Annotated in this window: 15 protein-coding genes and 2 tRNA genes; 9 read left to right on the top strand and 8 right to left on the bottom strand. The window is 67.3% G+C overall.

Features of this window, described 5'->3' with window-relative positions; genetic code table 11:
- The first annotated feature begins 19 nt into the window (after nucleotides 1-19).
- Complete coding sequence (locus PX554_RS00865) at nucleotides 20-1,306, top strand: MFS transporter (RefSeq protein WP_275498146.1); 1,287 nt, start codon at nucleotides 20-22, stop codon at nucleotides 1,304-1,306.
- 28 nt (nucleotides 1,307-1,334) lie between these two features.
- On the top strand, nucleotides 1,335-2,585 hold the full coding sequence (locus PX554_RS00860; RefSeq protein ID WP_275498145.1) for an arsenic transporter: 1,251 nt from the start codon (nucleotides 1,335-1,337) through the stop codon (nucleotides 2,583-2,585).
- A 23-nt stretch (nucleotides 2,586-2,608) separates the two neighbouring features.
- Here the strand turns inward: PX554_RS00860 and PX554_RS00855 are convergent, their stop codons facing one another.
- Nucleotides 2,609-3,607, bottom strand: a complete 999-nt coding sequence (locus PX554_RS00855) for a dipeptide epimerase (RefSeq protein WP_275498143.1) — start codon at nucleotides 3,605-3,607, stop codon at nucleotides 2,609-2,611.
- 51 nt (nucleotides 3,608-3,658) lie between these two features.
- Nucleotides 3,659-4,315, bottom strand: a complete 657-nt coding sequence (locus PX554_RS00850) for a helix-turn-helix domain-containing protein (protein WP_275498124.1) — start codon at nucleotides 4,313-4,315, stop codon at nucleotides 3,659-3,661.
- 123 nt (nucleotides 4,316-4,438) lie between these two features.
- Here PX554_RS00850 and PX554_RS00845 point away from each other — a divergent pair, with 123 nt between their 5' ends.
- The 3 genes from PX554_RS00845 to PX554_RS00835 are packed head-to-tail and all read left to right on the top strand — an operon-like array spanning nucleotide 4,439 to nucleotide 10,094.
- The gene (locus PX554_RS00845) at nucleotides 4,439-6,775 is read left to right on the top strand and encodes a TonB-dependent receptor (RefSeq protein WP_275498122.1); all 2,337 of its coding nucleotides are present in this window, start codon (nucleotides 4,439-4,441) and stop codon (nucleotides 6,773-6,775) included.
- Nucleotides 6,775-8,778, top strand: coding sequence for a serine hydrolase domain-containing protein (locus PX554_RS00840; RefSeq protein ID WP_093225460.1), 2,004 nt, complete (start codon nucleotides 6,775-6,777; stop codon nucleotides 8,776-8,778). The genes PX554_RS00845 and PX554_RS00840 overlap by 1 nt, the downstream gene beginning before the upstream one ends.
- Entirely contained in the window at nucleotides 8,775-10,094 is a 1,320-nt protein-coding gene (locus tag PX554_RS00835; protein WP_256326301.1) for a peptide MFS transporter, read from the top strand. The genes PX554_RS00840 and PX554_RS00835 overlap by 4 nt, the downstream gene beginning before the upstream one ends.
- Nucleotides 10,095-10,180: 86 nt before the next feature.
- On the opposite strand, the gene PX554_RS00830 is transcribed toward PX554_RS00835, so the two are convergent.
- A tRNA-Thr gene (locus PX554_RS00830) sits at nucleotides 10,181-10,256 on the bottom strand.
- A gap of 190 nt (nucleotides 10,257-10,446) precedes the next feature.
- On the opposite strand from PX554_RS00830, the gene PX554_RS00825 reads away from it, so the two are divergent.
- Nucleotides 10,447-11,508, top strand: coding sequence for a PAS domain-containing protein (locus PX554_RS00825; RefSeq protein WP_093226393.1), 1,062 nt, complete (start codon nucleotides 10,447-10,449; stop codon nucleotides 11,506-11,508).
- A gap of 160 nt (nucleotides 11,509-11,668) precedes the next feature.
- Entirely contained in the window at nucleotides 11,669-16,285 is a 4,617-nt protein-coding gene (locus tag PX554_RS00820) for an NAD-glutamate dehydrogenase (protein WP_093226392.1), read from the top strand.
- A 288-nt stretch (nucleotides 16,286-16,573) separates the two neighbouring features.
- Here PX554_RS00820 and glnA read toward each other — a convergent pair whose 3' ends face one another.
- The 3 genes from glnA to map form a co-directional block, all read right to left on the bottom strand.
- Nucleotides 16,574-17,986 carry a type I glutamate--ammonia ligase gene (gene glnA, locus PX554_RS00815; RefSeq protein ID WP_093226390.1) on the bottom strand — a complete coding sequence of 471 codons (1,413 nt, stop codon included), beginning with the start codon at nucleotides 17,984-17,986 and terminating at the stop codon, nucleotides 16,574-16,576.
- Between the two features lie 106 nt (nucleotides 17,987-18,092).
- Nucleotides 18,093-18,431, bottom strand: coding sequence for a P-II family nitrogen regulator (locus PX554_RS00810; protein ID WP_069206832.1), 339 nt, complete (start codon nucleotides 18,429-18,431; stop codon nucleotides 18,093-18,095).
- Between the two features lie 262 nt (nucleotides 18,432-18,693).
- On the bottom strand, nucleotides 18,694-19,518 hold the full coding sequence (gene map, locus PX554_RS00805; protein ID WP_275498940.1) for a type I methionyl aminopeptidase: 825 nt from the start codon (nucleotides 19,516-19,518) through the stop codon (nucleotides 18,694-18,696).
- Nucleotides 19,519-19,582: 64 nt separating this feature from the next.
- On the opposite strand from map, the gene PX554_RS00800 reads away from it, so the two are divergent.
- Together PX554_RS00800 and PX554_RS00795 are read left to right on the top strand one after the other, a co-directional pair.
- Complete coding sequence (locus tag PX554_RS00800; RefSeq protein WP_275498118.1) at nucleotides 19,583-20,338, top strand: competence/damage-inducible protein A; 756 nt, start codon at nucleotides 19,583-19,585, stop codon at nucleotides 20,336-20,338.
- Between the two features lie 82 nt (nucleotides 20,339-20,420).
- A tRNA-Gly gene (locus tag PX554_RS00795) sits at nucleotides 20,421-20,494 on the top strand.
- Nucleotides 20,495-20,571: 77 nt separating this feature from the next.
- Here the strand turns inward: PX554_RS00795 and PX554_RS00790 are convergent.
- Nucleotides 20,572-22,443, bottom strand: a complete 1,872-nt coding sequence (locus PX554_RS00790; RefSeq protein WP_275498117.1) for a glycoside hydrolase family 2 protein — start codon at nucleotides 22,441-22,443, stop codon at nucleotides 20,572-20,574.
- Between the two features lie 17 nt (nucleotides 22,444-22,460).
- Nucleotides 22,461-23,768: an alpha/beta hydrolase family protein gene (locus PX554_RS00785; RefSeq protein ID WP_093226386.1), complete on the bottom strand. Its 1,308-nt coding sequence runs from the start codon at nucleotides 23,766-23,768 to the stop codon at nucleotides 22,461-22,463.
- Nucleotide 23,769 lies beyond the last annotated feature (1 nt).

Below are 23,769 nucleotides of genomic sequence, written 5' to 3'. Positions count from 1 at the left end.
GACCAGCAGGGGGGAGACCATGACGGCGACGGCCTTTTCGCGAATCGGCACCCCGCAAGGCTCCGCGGGAGCGGAGCGGAAGCGCGCGACTGGGGCGCTCCAGGCGCTCAACTTCTTCATGGCCGACATGCAGGCAGGGATCGGCCCGTTCCTCGGCGTGTTTCTCCAGCAGCGCGGCTGGGCGACCGGGCCGATCGGAACGGTGATGACGATCGGCGGCGTGGCCGGCATGGTCATGACCGTCCCGGCGGGCGCCTTCATCGATCATACCGAGAAGAAACGTTGGGTCGTCGTCATCACAGGCATCTGCACGGTGCTGGCGTCGTTCCTGATCTTGTGGTCGCATTCCTGGGCGGTGGTGACGGTAAGCCAGGTGGCGACGGCGGTCGCCGGCGCGGCGATCGGCCCCGCCGTCACCGGCATGACGCTCGGCGTCGTGCGGCAGAGCGGCTTCAACGCTCAGAACGGCCGCAACCAGGCCTGGAACCACGCCGGGAACATGGTCGGCGCGGGATTGTCCGGCTGGCTCGGCTGGAAATATGGGATGCCGGCGATCTTCTATCTCGCCGCCGCTTTCGGCGTGCTCGCGATCATCACCGTGCTTTCGATCCCCGAGCGCGCGATCGATCACCGCGCGGCGCGTGGGCTCGAGACGGAGAAGGATGGCGACGGCACGCATCGCGGCCAGGCCGAGGGCTTCAGGACTTTGCTCGGCAACAGGCCGATGCTGATCCTCGCCGCCGCATTGGCCTGCTTCCACCTCGGCAATGGTGCGATGCTGCCGCTCTATGGCATGGCGGTGGTCGGGGCGGGCAAGGGCAATGCGGCGATGTTCACGGCGACGACGGTGATGGTTGCGCAGGCGGTGATGATCGTCGCGAGCCTCGTCGCGATGAAGGTTGCCGCCGGGCGCGGCTATTGGCTGGTGCTGCTGATCTCGTTCGCGGCGTTGCCGCTGCGCGCGTTCCTCGCGGGATCGTTCATCGAACATTGGGGCGTGTGGCCGGTGCAGGCGCTCGACGGGATCGGCGCCGGCCTGCAGAGCGTCGCCGTGCCCGGCCTCGTCGCCTGTCTCCTCAACGGTACCGGGCGCGTGAACGTCGGGCAGGGCGCGGTGATGACCGTTCAGGGGATCGGCGCAAGCCTGTCGCCCGCGATCGGTGGATGGCTGGCGCAGCTTCTCGGCTATCACGCCGCGTTCCTCATTCTCGGCAGCTTCGCCTTCGCGAGCCTCGCGTTGTGGCTCGGCTTCGCCGGCACGCTGCGGCCGGCCTGCTCCGGCAGGCGCGCGGTGGCAGAACGATGAACGTCCCTCGAAAGCACGGTCGCGATCGATGACGATGGCGACGTTCACGACCTGGGCGATCGCCGGGCTCGCCACGGCGGGCGTGATCGCGCGTCCGATGCGCTGGCCCGAGTGGATCTGGGCGTTGGCGGGCGCGGCGCTGCTGATCCTGCTCGGGCTGATGCCGGCGGCGGCAGCGGGCGTGGCCGTTGCCAAGGGGCTGGACGTCTATCTGTTCCTGGTCGGCATGATGCTGCTCAGCGAAGCCGCGCGCGAACATGGCGTGTTCGACTGGGTGGCGGCGACGGCGGTCAACCACGCCGGGCGATCACGCGCGCGGCTGTTCGCCCTCGTCTATGCGACCGGCGTCGTCGTCACGACCTTCATGTCGAACGACGCGACGGCCGTCGTTTTGACCCCGGCCGTATTCGCCGCCGCCAGGAAGGCGAAGGCGGACCCATTGCCGCTGCTGTTCGCCTGCGCGCTGATTGCCAATGCCGCGAGCTTCGTGTTGCCGATCTCGAACCCGGCCAATCTCGTTCTATACGGCGGACATATGCCGCCGCTGGCGCAGTGGCTGCGATCGTTCGCGCTGCCCTCGCTCGCGTCGGTCGCGGTGACGTTCGTCGCGCTGCGCGTGATCGAGCGCGAACGGCTGGCGGGCGATTGCGAGAGCGACGTCGCGCGGCCGGCGCTGTCGATCGGCGGGAAAGTCGCCGCGGCCGGCATCCTGTCGACGGCCGCGCTCCTCGTGACGGTCTCGGCGCTCGACCGGCAACTCGGCCTGCCCGCAGCACTCGCCGGAATCGTCACGGCTGCGAGCGTGTCGGCGCTCGCCCGCCGCTCACCGATGATCCTGGTGCGGGGGGTGTCGTGGGGCGTGCTGCCGCTGGTCGCGGGGCTGTTCGTGCTGGTCGAAGCGCTCGACCGTACCGGTGTGATCGGGCTGGTCGCGGCCGCGCTTCGCGGGACCACGGGCGATCCACGCGGCGGCGCCGCGGCCTCGGGCGCGATCGTGGCGCTGGCCTCGAACCTCATGAACAACCTGCCGGCCGGGCTGATCGCCAGCACCGCGGTGGCGCAGGCGCATCCACCCGCCGTCGTCACGGACGCCCTGCTGATCGGGGTCGATCTCGGCCCCAATCTGTCGGTGACGGGGTCGCTCGCGACGATCCTGTGGCTTCAGGTGATCCGGCGCGAGGGGGAGGATGTCGGGTTCCGCGCGTTCCTCAAGGTCGGCGCGGTGACGATGCCGTTGGCTCTGGTCGCGGCGCTCGGCGTGCGTCTCGCGCTTGGCTGACGCATCGAACGCGCCGGCGGCGATCAGCCAGCGCCCCAGAGGCGTTCCGGCACCATGATTTTGCCATCCTCATAGAGTCCCTCGGCGAGCGGATCGTCCGCCACGAACCACGGGCCGTCGAGGTCGACGATGTCGCAGAGCTGGGCGAGGACGAAAGCGGGCGCCGCCGAGAGCGTCGCCCCCGCCATGTTGCCGACCATGACCTTGAGACCGAGGTGACGCGCGCGCTCCACCATCATCAGCGCCTCGGTCAAGCCGCCGCATTTATCGAGCTTGATGTTGAGAACCTGAAAAAGATGGTGGCGCGCTTCGAGCTCGGCCAAGTCGAGGATGCTTTCGTCGGCGGCGACCGGAACGGGCGACCGCCAACCGTCGAGCAGCGCCTCCGCCCCACGTGGCACCGGCTGTTCGAGCAGCGACACGTCGTGGTCGACCAGCATCGCCGCCAGCGCATCCAGGTCCGTCGCGCCATAGCCCTGATTGGCGTCCACGCCGAGCCAGACGTCCGGCCGCGCGGCGCGCACCGCGCGAACGCGCTCGGCATCCGCGACAAGATCGCCGTCGAGCTTGAGCTTGAGCGCCGCCACCATCGGAAAGCCGGCAAGGCGGCGAAGGATTTCCGCCGGATCCTCCGCCGGCAGCGTGAAGGTGGTAACGCGCGGCAGCGGCGCAGAAATGCCGGCGAGCCGCCAGACGGGGGTACCCGCCCGAAGCGATTCGAGTTCCCATAGCGCGCAATCGAGCGCGTTCCGGGCGCCCCCCGGCGGCAGCAGCGTGCGGAGCGCCTGCCGGTCGATCCCCGTCTCCACCGCGCTTCGGCATCGTTCGAGTTCGCGTTCGATATGATCGGGATCGTCGCCAAGGTAATAGACGCCCGCCGCCTCGCCGCGTCCGGTGAAGGTGCCGTCCGACACTGTCGCGATCACCGCCGGCATCGATTCGAACAGATAGCCGGAAATCCGGAACGGCTCGCGAAACAGCATGGCGTCGCGGCGGTGAGCGAGGATGAGGGCGCTGGTCATGGCCGTTCCATCCCACGGATGCAGCCATGTTTCAATATAAGAAACAGCGTTTCAGTGGCCCGCCGGTTTTTCCGCGCCGTCAGAGCTCGCGCTCTGTCGGGCGAGCGTGGCGAAGCGCTGCATGCCCGGTCCCGCGCAGACCGACAGCACGCGGCAGGGCGATTCGCCCACCCGGACGTAGCAATGCGCCATCCCGCTATCGAAATAGACCGAGTCGCCCGCGCTGAGCCGCAGCGGCGCGTATAAGTCGGAATGCAATTCCATCGTGCCCGAGAGGACGTACAGATATTCCTCGCCCGAATGCCGGACGAGCCCGCCGATCTCCTCCACGCTGCACGCCTTCACATCGATGATGATCGGCACCATCATCTTGTCGAGCAAATCACCGGCCGGGTAGAGATGGGCGTAGCGGTCCGTCGTGGCACCCTGGCGATCTCCGGCGCGCGCGACGCTGCGGCGGCCCAGCGCGGCAGGGGGCTTCTCCTCGGGAGCCGCGGCGGCGATGAGGCCGGCGATGTCGATCTCCAACCCCTGCGCCAACCGCACCAGCTTGTCATAGGTCATCGCCATCTTGCCGTTTTCGAGCTTCGACAGCGTCGAAAAAGGCATGTCGAGACGTGCCGCGAGCGCCCTCAGCGTCAGCCCTTTTTCGAGGCGGGCGGCGCGCAGCACGCGGCCGGGATGGGGAATGGGGGCCGGTTTCGTCATTGCTTCTCCGCGCGCAGCCTAGCGCAAAGCCTGGATGTGGGGAACTGTCGTGCGCGCAGGAGAAAAATGTTGCTTTAAATGAAACATGCGGCATGATGCGGCCAAATCCAGGGGAGTATGGCAATGACGTCCGGATTTCGAGCGAGAGCGTGCTGGCTGTCCTCCGCGGCGTTGCTCACCGCCTCGGGCGCGTACGCGCAGCAAGCGAGTCCGCCGCTCGTCATTGATCGGACGGCTGCCGATTCCGACACCATCGACGATATCGTCGTCACCGCGCAGAAGCGGGCGCAAACGCTGATCGAAATCCCGCAGTCGATCTCGGTCGTGTCGGGCGACGTGCTCGAACAGCGCCACGCCACCAGCCTGATCGATTATGCGTCGCTTGTTCCCGGGCTGAGCATCCAGCAGCAGAATGCTGGCGAGAGCCGCATCATCCTGCGCGGCATCAACACCGGCGGCTCGAGCCCGACCGTGGCGGTCTATATCGACGACACGCCGTTTGGATCGAGCACGGGCCAAACCAACGCCGCGCATCTGGCCGGCGATATCGATCCCTTCGACATCGAGCGGATCGAAGTGCTGCGCGGGCCGCAGGGCACGCTGTACGGCGCCAACTCGCTCGGCGGCCTCGTCAAATACGTCACCGCCGAGCCCAAATTCGACCGGATTTCGGTGCGGGGGCAGGGGGGCATCGAGACCGTAGATGGCGGCGGCGTCGGCTGGTCGGGGAACGGCGTCGTCAACGTGCCGCTGAGCGATACGCTCGCGGTGCGCGCGAGCGGCTTTTATCGCGAGATTCCAGGCTATATCGACAGTGTCGGCATCCGCGCCTCGGACATAAACCACACCGCGAATTACGGTGGGCGGGCGTCGCTGCTGTTCCGGCCCAGCGAGCGGTTTTCGGTCCGGTTGACCGCGCTCGCGCAGAATATCCGCGCGCACGGACGCGACACCGTCGATGTCGATCCGGCGACGCTCAAGCCGATCACCGCCGATCCGTTCACCGGCGAACCGGGCAAGGGCCTGCTGCGCTACCAGACGCTGCGGGAAGGAAACCGCGTCGATTACCGGCTCTATTCGGGGACGGTCGCTTATGATTTCGGGCCGGTGAGCCTGACGTCGATCACGAGTTACGCCACACTGCGCCAGCACGAAGACATCGATGCGACCCCGTTGCTCGGCGACATCGGCCCTTTCTACGGCGCGGCGACGCCGTTCGGCACCAATCAGCCCTCCGACATCCGTCAGAAGAAGTTTTCACAGGAGATCCGGCTCACCTCCGCCAAATCCTCCCGTTTCGAGTGGCTGATCGGCGGCTATTACACGCGCGAACCGGGCCGTATCTTCCAACTCTATCGTCCGTTCGATCCGACGACCGGCGCGCTTCTGCCGCAGGCGGGGACGATCCCGGCCGATCTGCTCGGCCCCGGTGTTCCGGCCGCGCCCCTGCCGTTCAGCCAGTTCCTCGTTGCACAACTCGATTCCACCTATAAGGAATATGCCGGGTTCGGCAGCGCCACGCTGCATCTGACGCATGCCTTCGATATCACCGGCGGAGTCCGCTACAGCCATAATGAGCAGGACACCGCGCAGACGCTCGGCGGCGCGTTCGCGGTGGTGCAGGGCGCGGACGTAACCTCGCTGGGGCGATCGTCCGAAGGCGTGTGGACGTGGTCATTCTCGCCGCGCTACGAACTCAACCGGCGGGTCGCCGTATATGCGCGCGTCGCCAAGGGCTATCGCCCCGGCGGCCCAAACGTCGTTCCACCCGGCGCACCAGCGGACTACCCCGCACGGTTCCGCGCCGATACGCTGATCAGCTATGAAGCCGGCGTCCGCGCCGAAACCCCCGACCGCACCTTCGGCGTGGATGCGTCCGTCTATTATCTCGACTGGAAGGACACGCAGGTCACGACGACCTTCCAAACCTCGATCGGACCGGTCAGCGCCGACGGCAACGGCGAGGGGGCGAAGAGCTACGGCGGCGAAGTGACCGCGACCCTGCGGCCGACGCGCGGGTTCCTCGTCGTCGGTTCGGCCGCGTACAATTACACCGCGCTCAAGGGCGACATCCTGGTCGGCGGCGCGGACGGCGATCAACTGCCCTATGCGCCGCGCTGGACCGCGACGCTCTCCGCCGATTACGACTGGGCGATCGGCGGCAAGGTGAAGGCGTTCGTCGGCGGCACCATCGCGATGATCAGCGACCGTCCGGCGGATTTCGACACCGGCTATCAGACCACGTTCGGGCATCGGCTCATCCTCGATGGCTATGAAACGATCGATCTGCGCGCCGGCCTCGAGATGAAGCCGTTCACGCTCAGCGTCTATGCCAGGAACCTCGCCAATGCCGGCGGGCAGACCTACGCCGGCGCCTACGGCACACGCTATGCGGGCTTGAGCGACGTCGCGCTCATCCGCCCACGAACGATCGGCCTCACAGCGGGATTCGAATTCTGATGCGCAAGCAACTCACCCAAGCCGTTGCCCGCTTGCTCGGGCTGGTCATGCCGTCCCTGCTGTTGATCGGAGGGCCGATCGCCGCGCAGGTACCCGCGACCCTCGTTCCCGCGAAGCCGGCGGCGGCGACCCAAACCGCCCCCGCCGCGACGGCGGCGACCGGCGTGCCGGCGCTGACCAAGGCCGATGTCGACGCCTGGCTCGACGGGCTGTTCCCGTACGGTCTCGACACCGGCAACATCGCTGGCGCTGTCGTGGTGGTGGTGAAGGACGGGCAGGTCGTGACCGAGCGCGGCTATGGCTATGCCGACCGCAAGGCGGGCAAACGGGTCGATCCCGACACCACGCTGTTCCGCCCGGGCTCGATCTCGAAGCTGTTCACCTGGACCGCGGTGATGCAGCAGGTCCAGGCGGGCAAACTCGACCTCGACCGCGACATCAACACCTATCTCGATTTCAAGATTCCGGCCGCGTACGGCAAGCCGGTCACGCTGCGCAATTTGATGACGCATACCGGCGGATTCGAGGAGACCGCGAAATATCTGATCGCGACCGATCCGCGCGACAATCGTCCGCTGGATGTCGCGCTCAAACGCTCGATCCCCGCGCGCATCTACGCGCCCGGCACCATGCCGGCCTATTCGAATTACGGTGCGTCGCTGGCGGGGTATATCGTCCAGCGCGTCTCCGGCGAGGCGTTCGAGGCCTATGTGCAGCGCCACATCTTCGCGCCGCTCGGCATGACCCGGTCGAGTTTCGTACAGCCCCTGCCGGCCGATCTCGCGCCGCTGCTGTCGAAAGGCTATGTCACCGCGTCCGACGATCCCAAGCCTTATGAGATCATTCCGCTATCGCCGGCGGGTGCGCTGTCCGCGACCGGCGCGGACATGGCGAAGTTCATGATCGCCCATCTCTCGTCGGCGAATCCGTTGCTCGACGCGAAGACCGCCCGGCTGATGTACGCCACCGCCAACACGCCGATCCCGGGCATGCCGGGTATGGCGCTCGGCTTCTATCACGAAGATCGGAACGGGCTGAACATCATCGGCCACGGCGGTGATACCGACTGGTTCCACTCCGACCTGCACCTCTATCTCGACAAGGGCGTAGGGCTGTACATGTCGTTCAACAGCGCGGGTAAGGACGGCGCCGCGCACGTCCTGCGCCAGCGCGTGTTCGACAGTTTCACCGACCGTTACTTCCCCGCCAAGCCTGCCGCGCAGCCGACACTCGACACCGCGGCCGAACATGGCCGCGCGATGGCGGGCAATTATGTCAGCAGTCGCGGTTCGACGACCAATTGGCTGCGCATCGCGAATCTGATCGGCCAGCCGACCGTGGCGCTGAACGCGGACGGCACGATCACGGTCTCGGCGCTGACCGATCCGGCCGGGGTGCCGAAGCGCTGGCGCGAAGTGGCGCCGTGGCAATGGCAGGAGGTCGGCGGCTCCGATCGGCTCGGCGCCAAGGTGCGCGACGGTCGCGTACTCGCGTTCGCGCCGCAGGGTTTCGCCCCGATCTTCCTGTTCGTGCCGGCAAGCACGGGCATGAACGCGGTGTGGATCGTGCCGGTGCTGCTCGCCGCGCTGGCGGTGATGCTGGTGGTTGCGCTGAACTGGCCGATCGTTGCGCTCGCCCGCCGGCGTTACGGCTATCGCTCGCCGCTGTCGGGAAGGCCATTGGTGCTGCGCCGCACGACCGCGCTCACCGCCTGGATCATGCTGGTCATCGCCGTCGGCTGGATGGGAATGCTCAGCGCGCTGAGCAGTGACGTCGCCTATTTCGACGGGCGTCTCGATATCTGGATGCGGCTGCTGCAGTTGCTGTCGCTGGCGGCGATCGTCGGCACGGCGTTCGCGGTCTGGAACGCCGTGTCGATCGCGCGCGCGCCACAAAGGCGTATCGTGGCGCTGCTATGGTCGGTCGTTGTCGCGGTGGCGATGCTGTTCCTGGTGTGGCTGATGTTCGACATGCGCACCCTGACGCCGAGCCTGAACTTTTGAACGCGCCGCTCGGCACGGTGACGGCGGGGGCGCCTCCCGCGAAGGGGCGAACCCTGTTCGGGCATCCGCCCGGTCTGACCGTGTTGTTCATGACGCAGATGTGGGCCGAATTCTCCTATTTCGGCCTGCAGGCGCTGCTGGTCTATTACATGACCCAGCATCTCGGCTTCGGCCAGGCCAAGTCGTCGCTGATCTACGGCGCCTATGGCGCGGCGGCGTTCTTCAGCCCGTTCTTCGGCGGCATCGTCGCCGATCGCTGGCTCGGGCGGACCCGCAGCGTGGTGGCCGGTGCCTTGCTGATGATGTGCGGCCATTTCGCGATGGCGTTCGAGGCGCTGTTGTTCCCGGCGCTGGCGCTGGTCGCGGTCGGCAACGGGCTGTTCATGCCGCCGCTCGCGGTTCAGGTCGGCGATCTCTACGCCGACGGCGACCCGCGGCAGGCGCAGGCGTTCAGCGCATATTACATGGGTATCAATCTCGGCGGTCTGCTCGCGCCGCTGGTGTGCGGCACACTGGGGGAACTCTATGGCTGGCACTGGGGCTTCGCGGCGGCGGGCTTCGGCATGTTCGCGGGCCTCGTCATCTACTTGCGCTTCCGGCATCTGCTCCCGGACGAACCGCGCGGCACGGTGCGGACGCTGACCGGTGCCCCCGTCGGGCTTTCGGCGGCGGAATGGGGCGATCTGCGGCTGCTGATCGCCATCGTCGGCGTGGTGGTGCTGTTCCGCATCGGTTACGAGCAGAGCGGCAACGTCATCGCTTTATGGGTCGCGCAGCAGACGGACCGCGGCGTCGCGCTGTTCGGCACGCGCTTCGAAATCCCGGCGACCTGGTTCCAGTCGATCAATCCCTTGCTCATCATCGTGCTGACGCCCTTCCTGATGCGGTATTGGGCGTACCGCGCCAGACATCGGGGGCCGGCGAACCTGCTCGCGCGGATGAGCCTTGGCTGCCTGATCGCGGCGCTGTCGATGGTGGTGATGGTGATCGCCGCCGCGCTCAACGCCGAGACCGGTCAGCCGGTCTCCGCCGCATGGGTGATCGGCTATTTCGTCCTGCTGACGATCGGAGAATTGCTGGTCATCCCGGTCGGGCTGACTTTGGTCGGCGCCCTGTCTCCACTGCGGATCGCGGCAATGGCGATGGGATCCTGGTACATCGCCAAGTTTCTCGGCAGCCTGCTCGCAGGAGCGACCGGCAGCTATTGGGGAACCGTTCCGGCGACGCTGTTTTTCGGGCTCGGCGCCGGCTCGGTGTTCATCGCCGCGGTGTTCCTTCTGGCGCTGAGCCGGGCGCGGCCGATCCGGATCGGGTAAGTCAGCGGCATATGTGCGCGATGGCTCGCGCGAAAGCGGTGCAAGCTTCCCGCCGACGCTCTGAACTGTCGCTGAATCTTGAAAAATGGTGCCGCTTACAGGACTCGAACCTGTGACCCCCGCATTACGAATGCGATGCTCTACCAACTGAGCTAAAGCGGCATCTTCTTGAGCGACGATGTGGATCGTCGCTCGTGAGGGCGGGCGCTTATCAGGCGGAAGCGGGTGTGGCAAGCGCAGGATTGCGCGGAGCCGTCGGCGGCGCCGATTTACGCGGCGTTTACCAAGGCGGGGGCATGATCGCCCGGGAAACGGGATTCGCAGCCGAATCGCGCAAAGGGTCGGGTGGCGCATGGATGATGTTCGCGGGATCGGGGACGACCGGGATGCGGCGGGCGATACGGACGCTCGCGCGGGCGATGTCGATGGGCCCCGGCTCGACATCGGTGCCGACGAGCGGCGTTTACATGTGCGCGCGTACAACCATTGGGTCTCGCTGTTGCGCGGGCGCGCCTACCCGTCGATCGACGATCTCGATCCCGCCGAGACCACGGATTTCGCGCCGAACGGTGTGCTGCTCGACTTCTCGGCAGGGGTGGAGAACCCCGCGATATCGTTCGTCGGCGGTGCCCTGCGCGAGGAATGCGCGATCGACTGCTCGATCACGCATATATCGCACGTCCCGAGCCGATCGCTGCTGTCGCGGCTGACCGACCATTACCTCCAGATCATCGCGAACGCCGCGCCGATCGGCTTCGAAGCCGAGTTCGTCAACGCGCGCGGGCACAACACGCTGTACCGCGGCATCCTTATGCCATTCTCCTCGCACGGGGACTCGATCGACTTCATCTACGGCGTCATCAACTGGAAGGAACTGGTCGACGACGCGACGCAGACCGCGCTCGACCGCGAACTCTCGGCGGCGGTGCGGAGCGGACCGGCCGCCGGCGCGGCGCTCGGATGGGCCGACGGGCCGAGCGGCGTGCTCGACGACGACCCGCTCCTGCCGGTCGCCGCGACCGGCGCGACGATATTCGATCACCTCGCGCTTGCACGCGACAGCGCCGAAGCGGTGCGCATCGCCGAGGCCGAGGCGCGCGACGCGCTCTTTCGTACGCTGCATCGCGCCTATGCGTTGGCTGCCGCGACGAATGCCGATCCGCGCGGCTATGAGGCGTTGCTGGAAGATGCCGGGGTGCGCCTTCATCTACGCGCGCCGATGGTGCCGGTCCTCGAACTTGTCTTCGGCCGCGACTACGACCAGGCCCGACTGGCCGAATATGCCGCGGTCCTCGCCTATTCGCACCGCATCGGTATCGCGGCCGACGGGCTGCGGGCCTTTCTCGAACAGGCCGAGGGTGGCCTTGAAGGCATCGCCTGTGCCGAGCGCGATGCGCGCATCGACCCGGCGTGAGTTGCTATCGTCCTGACGCGCGGCAACGATTCCGTGCTGCTTAATCAGGCAGTCCGCCGGATGTCTGCCTGATTTTTTCGCATCAGGTTACCCGCTACAGGGTGCCCCAACCAAATCCGCACCCTATAGAGTTCGCACACGAACACGCATGGGACGAGGCATGGCAAAGACGACGCAGAAACCGCTGGCGGAGGCGCTCGCCGCCCGGTTGACCAAGAATGCGCTGCCGGGCGAGCTGCAGGGATTCGACAAAGCGGCGTGCAGGGAGGCGGCCGCGTTCGTCGCGGCGACGGGCGCGAAGCGGCGTCCCGGTACGCCGGTGCTCGCACTGGAACCGCTCGCGGTCACCGATCCGCGCCGCCGCATGCGCCTCGCCATCATCAACGACGACATGCCGTTCCTCGTCGATTCGATCGCCGCCGTGATCGGCGCGCATGACGTCGCGATCGACCGCATCATCCACCCCGTGATCGGCGCGACCCGCGACGCCGAGGGCAATCTCACCGCGATCGGCGATGCCGGGGCGGGCGGCACACCCGAATCGATGATCTATCTCGAACTGGAACGGGCCGACGCGCGCGACCGGCGCGAGCTGATCGCCGCGCTCGAACACAGCCTCGCCGACGTGCGCGCGGCGGTGCAGGATTGGGACGCATTGCAGGCCGCGATGGCCGCCGATGCGGACGCCCTCGGCGACAGCGAGGGCGCGGCGCTGCTGCGCTGGTTCCTCGATCGCAACTTCACCCTGCTCGCGCACGAATTGTGGCACGATGGGCTGGTCTCCGCGCTGGGCATCGCGCGCAACGGCCATGCCGTGCCGATCCTCGCGGAAACGTCGCGCGAACTGGCGATGGCGTGGTTCGCCAAGGGGGGCGAGGCGCCGCTGCTGCTTAAGTCCAACCAGATTTCGTCGGTGCATCGCCAGGTGCCGCTCGATCTCGCGCTGGTGCCGGTGCTGAGCGATGGCGAGGTCGTGGGCCTGTCGATCCACGCCGGCCTGTGGACGAGCGGGGCGGTCGCGTCGCCGCCGCAGGAGGTGCCGGTGCTGCGCACGCGGCTGGCGGCGCTCGAGAAGAAGTTCGGCTTCGATCCCAACGGCCATGCCGGCAAGGCGCTGACGCATGCGCTCGCCTCGCTGCCGCACGATCTCGCGACGGGTTTCGCGCCCGATGCGCTCGAGGAACTGGCGCTCACCGCCATGTCGCTCGCCGACCGGCCACGCCCCAAGCTGGTGCTGGTGCGCAGCATCCTTGGGAGGCATCTGTTCGCGTTCGTCTGGCTGCCGCGTGACGACCTTACCACCGGGCGGCGCGTCGCGATCGGCGAGTTGCTGGTCGAGGCCGCGAACGGCAGCCTGCTCAATTGGGCGATCGCGATGGACGGCGTGACCGCGCTGATGCGCTACACGCTCGATCTGCGCGGGGCGGGGGTGATGCCTGATGCCGCCGCGCTCGACGCGCGGATCGCGCGGATGGTGCGCGGTTGGGTTCCTGCGGTCGAGGCGGCGCTGGGCGAACAGGTCGAGCCGGCGCGCGCGACGCGGCTGGCGCTCCGCTATGCCGCGAGCTTCCCGCAGGGCTATCGCAACGCCAAGTCGCCGGAGGAAGCGGCGAGCGACATCGTCCGCCTCGCGCGGTTGGAGACGCCCGATGCGCGTTCGGTGCGGCTCTACCGCGACGCGGCCGGGGCGCTTCGGCTCAACATCTACCGGCAGGGCGGTGCCTTGGCCTTGTCGGACGCGGTGCCCGTGCTGGAGAATTTCGGCTTCCGCGTGATCGAGGAGCAGCCGACCGCACTCAGCGACGAGGGCAGGAGCTTCGTCCATGAATTCCTCGTCGAGACGGCGGGCGATCCGCTGGCCGGTGATGTCGCCGTGCTGGAGGAGGCGATTCGCGCCGTGTTGGAGGGCGCGGCCGAGAATGACGCGTTCAACCGGCTGATCATCGACGCCGGCGTGGCCCCGCGTTCGGTGGTGCTGCTGCGCGCCTGGTTCCGCTATCTGCGCCAGGCGGGGCTGACCTATGGCCTCGCCACCGTCTCGGATGCGTTGCGGCGTGCGCCCAAGGTCGCGGCGGCGTTGATCGAGCGCTTCGATGCCGCGCATGATCCCGCGCGCAAGCGTCGCGATGTCGCCGCAGCCGATGCCGCGATCGAACACGGGCTGGACGGAGTCTCGGCGATCGACGACGATCGCATCCTGCGCGCGCTGCGCAGCGTGATCGCCGCGACCCTGCGCACCAACGCCTTCGCGCCCGCCGGGCAGGCGGCGCTCGCGTTCAAGCTCGACAGCCACGCGATTCCCGGGCTGCCGGCGCCGCTGCCGTGGCGCGAAATCTGGGTGTACAGCCCGCGTGTCGAAGGCATCCATCTCCGCGCCGGCCCCGTCGCGCGGGGCGGTCTGCGCTGGTCCGACCGGCGTGACGATTTCCGCACCGAAATCCTCGGGCTGATGAAGGCGCAGCGCGTCAAGAACGCGGTGATCGTACCGACCGGTGCCAAGGGCGGTTTCTATCCCAAGCAACTGCCTTCGCCTTCGAACCGCGACGCGTGGTTGGCGGAGGGCACCGAAAGCTACCGCGTGTTCATCCGCGCGCTCCTCTCGGTCACCGACAATATCGTCGAGGGCGCGGTGACGCATCCCGCCGATGTCGTCGTGCATGACGGTGACGATCCCTATTTCGTTGTCGCCGCCGATAAGGGCACGGCGACCTTCTCCGATGTCGCCAACGCGATCGCGATCGAGCACGGCTTCTGGCTGGGCGACGCGTTCGCGAGCGGCGGCTCGGTCGGCTACGATCACAAGGCGATGGCGATCACCGCGCGCGGCGCGTGGGTATCGGTTCAGCGCCATTTCGCCGAGCGGGGCATCGACGTGCAGACCCAGCCGATCCGGGTGGTCGGCTGCGGCGACATGTCGGGCGACGTGTTCGGCAACGGCATGCTGCTCTCGAAGACGCTCAAGATCGTCGCGGCGTTCGATCACCGCCACATCTTCCTTGATCCCGATCCCGATCCGGCGGCGAGTTGGAACGAGCGCGCACGCATGTTCGCGCTGCCGCGCTCGTCGTGGGCCGATTACGACGCGAGCCTGATCTCCAAGGGCGGCGGCGTGTTCCCGCGCACCGACAAGGTCATCAAGCTCTCCAAACAGATCCGCGCCGTGCTCGGCATCGAGGCGGCGGAGCTCGAACCGGGTGCGCTGATCTCGGCGATCCTGAAAGCCCCGGTCGATCTGCTGTGGTTCGGCGGCATCGGCACCTATGTGAAGGCGGCGGCCGAGAACAACATCCAGGTCGGCGATCCCGCCAACGATCGGCTGCGCGTCGATGCCGAGCAGGTCCGCGCGACGGCGATCGGCGAGGGCGCGAACCTTGGCGTGACGCAGGCCGGGCGCATCGCCTTCGCGCTCAAGGGCGGGCGGATCAACACCGACTTCATCGACAATTCGGCGGGCGTCGATTGCTCGGACAATGAGGTGAATATCAAGATCGCGCTCAACCGCGAGATGATCGAGGGGCGGCTCGCCTATGAGAAGCGCAACGCGCTGCTCGCCACGATGACGGACGACGTCGCGCATATCGTGCTGGAGGATAACCGCCTCCAGACGCTGGCCCTGTCGATCGCCGAGGGCGCGGGCGCGCGTGACGTCCCCAGTTACGTACGGCTTATCGAGGTCTTCGAGGCGGCTGGCAGCCTCGACCGGGCGGTTGAGGGGCTCGCGGCGAACGACATCCTCTTGCGCCGCGCGCAGGAGGGTTTCGGCTTGGCCCGTCCCGAGCTGGCGGTGCTGCTGGCGACCGCCAAGCTCGCGTTGCAAGCGGCGATCGAGCATGGCGGTCTGGGTGAGGATGCCGATCTCGCGCCGGATCTGCACGCCGCCTTCCCGCCGGCGATGCGCAAGAAATACAAGACGGCGATCGACCGGCATCGGCTGCGCGGCGAAATCGTCGCGACCAAGCTCGCCAACCGGATCATCAACCGGCTTGGCATGCTCCATCCGTTCGAACTGGCCGAGGAGGAGGGCGCGGCGCTCTCCGACATCGCGGCGATGTTCGTCGTCGCGGAACGGCTGTTCGACCTGCCGACGCTGTGGGCGGAGATCGAGACGGCGGCGATGCCCGAGGCCGCACGCATCGCCCTGTTCGATGAGGTCGCGGTGGCGACACGATCGCACATCGCCGATCTGCTCCGCGTCACGAAGAGCGGCACGGGGCCGGGCGTGGTGATGGCGCGGATCGGCGCCGGTATCGGGCAGCTCGATCGGCAGACCAAGGCGCTGTTGCTGGAGGAAGCGAGCAGCCAGAGCGCGCGCATCGCCACCAGTCTGGAAGCGGTCGGCGCGCCGCGCGCGCTCGCGCAGAAGGTGGTGCGTTTGTTCGAACTGGACGGCGCCGTCGGGCTGGCCGATCTGGGCCAGCGCGTCGGCCTCGACGAGATCGTGCTGACGCGCGCGTTCACGCGGCTGGGGCAGGCGCTGGGGCTCGATTGGGCGCAGGCGAATGCCGCGCGCATCGCATCGAGCGATCCTTGGGAGCGCCTGCTGATCGCGGGCCTCGCGCGTGATTTCCAGCAATTGCGGCTGGAATTCCTCGCGCGCGGCGCCGACGGCGCCAAGACCGGCGATCCGCAGGCGCGCGTCGAGAGCTGGCTCGCCGACAACGCCAGCCGCGTCGCGCAATTCCGCGCCGGCATCGACCGCGCGCGCAGCACGCCGGCGCCGAGCGCGGCAATGCTCGCACAGATCGCGGGGCAGGCTCGCGTGTTGCTGGGGCGGTAAGGGCGGGGGCGGGGCTCGCCCCCGCCGGCCGTTCGGGTTGGCTCTGCGGGCCCGTTCGGGTCGGCTACGTCAGCCTGTCTGTGTCAATTCCGCCAACCCGCTCGTGTCGAGCGCAGTCGAGACACGGGCGCGGTGCGCTGGTTCCTGGGCTATGCTCGGAACGAACGGAGCTGCCCGCTGATTGAACGAAAAAAGGCGCCCGGATCGCTCCGGACGCCTTTTCCAAATCCGCCGCAGGCAAAGCCCGCGTCGTCGGCCGCCGCGTGGGCGGCGCCGGCCGACAGCGCCTCAGGCGCTGTAGTACATATCGAACTCGACCGGGCTCGGCTGCATTTCCCAGCGATACACTTCGGCCCACTTGAGCTCGATATACGCATCGATCTGGTCCTGCGTGAACACGCCGCCCTTGAGCAGGAACTCGTGGTCGGCGATCAGGCTCTCCAGCGCTTCGCGCAGCGAGCCGCACACCGTCGGGACGAGCGACAGCTCGGCCGGCGGCAGATCGTACAGGTTCTTGTCCATCGCCTCGCCGGGATGGATCTTGTTCTGGATGCCGTCGATGCCCGCCATCAGCAGCGCCGAGGTGCCGAGATAGGCGTTGGCGAGCGGATCGGGGAAGCGGAACTCGACGCGCTTGGCCTTGGTGCCGGCGCCATACGGAATGCGGCACGATGCCGAGCGGTTGCGCGCCGAATAGGCGAGCAGCACCGGCGCCTCGAAGCCCGGCACCAAACGCTTGTAGCTGTTGGTGGTCGGGTTGGTGAAGGCGTTGATCGCCTTGGCGTGCTTGATGACGCCGCCGATGAAGTACAGGCAAGTGTCCGACAGGCCCGCATAGCCGTTGCCGGCGAAGGTGTTCTCGCCCTTGTTCCAGATCGACATGTGGGTGTGCATGCCCGAGCCATTGTCCATCTTGATGGGCTTGGGCATGAAGGTCGCGGTCTTGCCATAGGCCTGCGCGACCATCTTCACGACATACTTGTAGATCTGGATGCGGTCGCAGGTCTCGACCAGCTTGCCGAAGGTGAGGCCGAGCTCGTGCTGCGAACCGGCGACCTCGTGATGGTGCTTGTCCATCGGCAGGCCCATCTCGATCAGCGTCGAGACCATCTCCGCGCGGATGTCGGTGGTGACATCGACCGGGCCGACCGGGAAATAGCCGCCCTTGGCGCGCGGACGGTGGCCGAGGTTGCCGCTCTCATACTTCGTGCCGGTGTTGGTCGGCAGTTCGACGTCATCGACCTTGAAGAAGCTGCCGTTGTAGGTCGTGTCGAATTCGACGCTGTCGAACATGAAGAATTCGGGTTCGGGGCCGACATAGACGGTGTCGCCGAGGCCGGTTTCCTTGAGGTACGCCTCGGCGCGCTTCGCGGTCGAGCGCGGATCGCGCGTGTAGAGCGAGCCGTCCGACGGCTCGACGATGTCGCAGACGATGATGAGCATCGGCGTCGCGCTGAACGGATCGACATACACGGCGTCCAGATCCGGCTTCAGGATCATGTCCGATTCGTTGATCTCCTTCCAGCCCTCGATCGAGGAGCCGTCGAACATCAGGCCGTCGGTCAGTTCGTTCTCGCCGATCACCGCCGAGCACATCGTCAGGTGGTGCCAGGCGCCCTTGGGGTCGGTGAAGCGGACATCGACCCATTCGATCTCCTGGTCCTTGATCATCTTCAGGACGTCGTTCGCGGAATTAGCCATATGTCCCAACCCTTTCTGGTTCGCTCGTCCGGCCCGGCCGGAGAATCAATGTTGCTCCCGGAGGAGCGTTGCCTGTCACATTATGCTGCGGCGCGTCAAACGTTCGTCAGACCGCGTCCTCATTGCGCTCGCCGGTGCGGATGCGCAGCACCGTTTCGACGGGGATCACGAAGATCTTGCCGTCACCGATCCGGCCGGTCTGCGCCGCCGCGGCGATCGCCTCGACCACGCGGTCGGCGATGCCGTCCTCCACCACCACTTCGAGTTTCACTTTCGGGAGGAAATCCACGACATATTCGGCGCCACGATAGAGTTCGGTATGGCCCTTCTGGCGCCCGAACCCCTTGGCCTCGGTCACGGTGATGCCCGACACACCGACTTCGTGGAGCGCTTCCTTCACCTCATCGAGTTTGAACGGCTTGATGATCGCCTCGATCTTCTTCACGCAACAGCCCCCGGTCGTTAACGGCACAACACCCGCGCCGCACCTTACAACAAACGTGCCACTCGCGCGCGCGGCCTGCAACCTCGCAAAGCGGCGACCGCCGTGCGGCGGGAATGCCTAACACACGCGCATGCGGGCGAAAGGTGCCGTATTTTGTGGCACGTGGTTTGCGCTCGCCCACGTCGTTCCATCGTCCGCATCAACCCCAGCGCACGCTGGGGTGACGATGAGGCGGGGCGATGCGCGGTGTTCGTCACCCGCCTCAATAGGGCGGGCGGTCGAACCCCTTTGGGCTGCCGGTGAAGATCTCGCAGCCGTCTTCGGTGATGCCGATCGAGTGTTCGAACTGCGCGGACAGCGAGCGGTCTCGCGTCACCGCGGTCCAGCCATCGTCTAGCAGCTTCACGTCCGGGCGGCCGATGTTGATCATCGGCTCGATCGTGAAGATCATACCGGGCTTCAACTCCGGCCCGGTACCGGGCCGGCCGACATGGACCACCTCGGGCGCATCATGGAACATCCTGCCGACGCCATGGCCGCAAAAGTCCCGCACCACGCCGTAGCGGTGGCTCTCGGCATGGCGCTGAATGACATGGCCAATATCGCCGAGATGGTTGCCGGGCTTGGCCTGCTCGATGCCGAGCATCAGGCATTCATAGGTTACGTCGACGAGCCGCTTGGCTTTGATCGGCACGTCGCCGATCAGATACATGCGGCTGGTATCGCCGTGCCAGCCATCGAGCAGCGGCGTGACATCGACATTGACGATGTCGCCCGATTTGAGCGTCTTCTCGCCCGGAATGCCGTGGCACACGACATGGTTGATCGAAATGCAGCACGAATGCGCGTAGCCACGATAGCCGAGCGTCGCGGGAACCGCGCCGTGATCGAGCGTGAAGGTGCGCACGAGGTCGTCGATCTCGCCCGTCGTGACGCCCGGAACCATATGCGGCACGATCATGTCCAGCGTCTCGGCGGCGAGCCGGCCCGCGCGCCGCATTCCTTCGAACGCCTCGGGGCCATGCAGCTTGATCGCGCCGGTACGGCCCGTGTCCGAGTCGGCGGTGACGGTGATATAATCGGTCATCACCGGCATATAGCGACAACGGCCGGCCTTTGCGAGATCGGCCGCGCGGGCTATGCGGGTGCGCATGAACGAGCGCATCTGGACGGCCGCATTGGCGGTGATCGGCGACGAAATCCTGTCCGGCCGGACGCAGGACAAGAACGTCGCGCAACTGGCGAGCTGGCTCAACGTACAGGGCATCAGGCTCGTCGAGGTGCGGATCGTGCCCGACCGGACCGAGGCGATCGTCGAGGCGGTCAACGCCTTGCGCGCGCGCAACGATTATCTGTTCACCACCGGCGGCATCGGCCCCACGCACGACGACATCACGGTCGACGCGATCGCCGCCGCCCTGGGGGTGGGGGTGGTGTATCATCCCGAGGCGCTCGCCACGCTCGACGCATATTACGCCACGCGCGGCGGGTTGACCGAGCCGCGCAAACGCATGGCGCGCGTGCCCGAAGGCGCCGGGCTGATCGAGAACCGCATGTCGGGCGCGCCGGGCATCCATATCGAGAATATCTATGTGATGGCCGGCGTGCCGCACATCACCGCCGGCATGCTCGACGCGCTGACCGGAACGCTGGAAGGCGGGCGCCCGGTCGTCGCGGGGACGATCGGCTGCTGGGTGGCCGAGAGCGAGGTCGCGGACCTGCTTGGGGCGACCGAGCGTGCGTTCGCGGGGGTGTCGATCGGCAGCTATCCGTTCTTCCGCGATGGCCGCACCGGCGCCAATTTCGTCGTCCGCGCGACCGATGCCGCGCTGGTCGATGCCTGTCTCGCCGAACTGACGGTGCGGCTGGAAGCGCTCGGGCATGCGGTGGTGGCGGGCGGAATCTAGCGAACCGCGCGGGCAACAGCGCCGCGTTCGGCGCGCAAACGCATTGACCTGCGCACGAAGACGGTGCAACTGACGGCACGACGCGGGTGTAGCTCAATGGTAGAGCAGAAGCTTCCCAAGCTTACGACGAGGGTTCGATTCCCTTCACCCGCTCCAAGCTCTTCCCCCGCTGACAACTATGGACCGCCTCTCGTTCGCTTGCGGGAGTCGCGCCAAGGCGTCGCGCCGCTCGGTCAGCCGCCGCGGCGTTGGTAATAGGTTGCGAGCACGTCGAACGCCTGTTTGCGCTGGCCCGTCTCGGAGATCAGGCCCTTGCGGTTCCAGCCTTGCTGGAAATCGGGATTCTGCCGCCGGGGCGAGCGAAAGTCCTTCAAAATCCAGGGTGACATGCCGCGCAGCGTCGGCACCCTGTCGGCCATCCGCAGCGTATAGCGGTAGTAACCGGCCTGGAAATCCTCGGAAAACTTCTGTTCCTTGACCGGATCGTGGAAGCCCGCGCGTGCGTCCGCGCCGAATTCGGAGAAGATCAGCGGCTTGTTCGCCGGTACCCGCCATTCGCTCGCGGGAAGGTCGGTCAGCCGATCCTGCGTGTACCAGCCGTTATAGGTGTTGATCGCCATGACATCGAGCGCGTCGGCCAGCGGATCGGCGAGCGTCATGACCGGGTGACTCTCCGCCTTCGATCGTTCGACGAGCAGCGCGGCGCTCACGAGGCGCGTGTCGTCGAGCCGGCGGACATCGGCGATCAGCGTGCGCAGGAACGTATTACGCGCGTCGGTGACGGGGGTTTCGTTGGCCACGCTCCAGATCGCGACCGATGCCCGGTTGCGGTCGCGCCGGATGTTTTCCGCCAGCATGGTTCGCGCGCGCGCCAGCGTATCGGGGTTGGACCACGCCACGCGCCAGTAGACGGGGATCTCGCTCCAGACCAGCAGACCCATTTCGTCGGCGAGCCGCAGCGTCACCTCCGAATGCGGGTAATGCGCCAGCCGGACGAAGTTGCCGTGAAGGCCGTCCTTGATCTCGCCCAGCAGGGCGCGCGCGGCGGCGGTCGTCATCGCGCGGGTCGGATCGACGCCGAGTTCCTCCTCATGCATCGAAATGCCGCGCAGGAAGATCGGCCGGCCGTTGAGCAGGATGTCGGCCCCGCGCACCGCGATCGTGCGGAACCCGATGCGGTCACGCCAGCCATCCTCGCCCGTATCGACGGCGACGTCATACATTTTCGGCCGATCGGGCGACCAGCGAACGAGGGCGCGCGGCGCCGACATGGTCGCGTGCCAATTGCCCTGCGCGTCGGTGACGCCGGCGCGGTCCAGTTTCAACTCGGCGATGCGCAGGTGCACGGGCCGGTTCGCGGCCTGGGGGCCATCGAGATGAACATCGACCACCAACTGCCCGTCACGCGACAGCCGCACCCACGCATCATCCACATAGGTCGCGGGGGTCTCGATCAGGCGGACCGGCCGGGTGATGCCGCCGTAATTCTCCCAGTCGGTGACGGCGGGGGGCACGGTCGTGTCGCTCGCCTGCGAATCGACGCCCACCGTGATCTGGTTGTCGCCGTCGCGCAGCAGCTTCGTCACCTCGAACGCGAAGGGCGTGAAGCCGCCTTCGTGCCGGCCGACTTCCTGGCCGTTGAGGTACACGATTGTCGCATAGTTCGCCGCCCCGAAGCGGAGGAAGGCGCGGCCCTGCCGCCCGCCTGGCGCCGCGAAGGTGCGCTGATACCACATCAGCCCCTGATAATGGCGCAACTCCGGCGCCTCCGTCAGCCATGAGGAGGGGAGGGTCGTGATCGGCGAATGGCCCAGATCGAATTCGTAGAGAATGCGGTTGTCGGACGCCATCGCCGCGCGCGGATCGACGTCCCGCCAGCGTTGCTGGCCGGCATCGGGCGCCTCGCCATGAAAGCCGGCGATGCCCGAGCGGAACGGATCGATCGAATAATGCCACGGCCCGGACAGATCGGTGCCCGGCCGCAGATCCCCGGCGGCGAGCGTCGGCGTCGGCATCGACGCGGGAGGAGCATCCTGGGCGCCGAGCGGCGCGGCGGCGATCGCTATCGGCATCAGCACACCGATCATGCGGAACAGCGTTTTCATGCTTCCCTCCCGGCCCGTCATGACGCGGGCTTGTGTTCGAACATCATGCCAGTCGCCTTGCTCGGCTGAAAGCCCTTCCAGACGGTCGCGGACGGCGCGCCGGGGCTGAAACCGGCGAAGCGGCCGCGCGGCAGACCCGGCCACACACCGGCGTCCGAATCGGGCACGAGTCCGTCGAGGTAGCTCGCCTTGGCCGCGTCGCCTTTCACGTACCGGTCGAGAAACGCGGTGATGAAATGCGTCTGCACCGCGAGCAACCGGTCCTTGCGCCAGACGGCGTCTTCCAGCCAGTCGATATCCCAGAAGGTGCGGCGCATTTCGGCCGGCGCGCCACTCAGCGCGATGCTGTGGCCGGCTTCCTTGAAGGTCAGCAGGTAGCGCGGGGCGTGGACCTGCTGGTCGAACGCGGTGCGGACGCCGGGATCATAGCCGACGACATGATCCTGGCTGCCGACGATGAACAGCGTGGGAGCGGTGACCGCCGCCACGCCCGCCCCGGCCCAGAGCCCCTTGTCCTGCAGCCGCACCGCCGGCGCGATCGCCACTACCGCCTTGAGGTGCGCGACCTCGAGCGAATCCGCGTTCGCGCCACCCGCCGCATAGGGCGCGAGCACGCCGCGCGTCGTGCCGCCAAGCCAGGGATCGAGCGGCGCGCCTGCGGCGGTGAGGACGCCGTAGCCGCCCATCGAATAGCCGATCAGCGCGGTGCTGTCGGGGTCGGCCGCCGCGAACGGAGCCTGCCCCGCCCGCGCGCGCCGCTGTACCTCCGCCGCGACGAAGGCGATGTCGAGCGGCCGCCGGCTGAGCGGCCCGGCGAACGCGAATGCGCTGCGATCGCTGATCGGCGGGTCGCGAAACGCGGGGGCGACGACGACATAGCCCTTGCTTGCCAGATTCTCGCCGAGCCACGCCAGAAGTTCGGGCGTGTTTCCATAGCCATGCGCGAGGATGACGAGCGGGAAGCGCCCGCTGCGTGGCGGCGCATCCGGCGTCGCCACGCCGGGGATCGTGAACGGCACGTCGACCCCCGTTTCGCCAGAAAGCGCCGTGCGATAGATCGTGCCGGGGCCGGAGCGGGTCGCCGGATACCAGACCTTGAGCGGCAGATGGCGGTCTTCCACGATAGGCCGGTCCTGCCCCTTGAGTACGTTCGGCTGGGCGAGCTGAACCAATTCGAGATCGGCGACGCCGACCGGATCGGCGCCGAGGCGCGCGAGTTCCGGCGCATCCACACCCGGCCGCGACGGGGGTTCGGCGGGGGGCGCGGCGCCGATCAGCGCCGCCGCGGCCGCCGCCGCAGTCAGCGCCCGTGTCCATTTCCGCATG

It is taken from the genome of Sphingomonas pollutisoli, from assembly GCF_029167165.1.
Classification (GTDB): Bacteria; Pseudomonadota; Alphaproteobacteria; order Sphingomonadales; family Sphingomonadaceae; genus Sphingomonas; species Sphingomonas pollutisoli.
The sequence above is the reverse complement of the archived record's forward strand: the minus strand, read 5'-3'. Positions and strand labels throughout refer to the sequence as shown.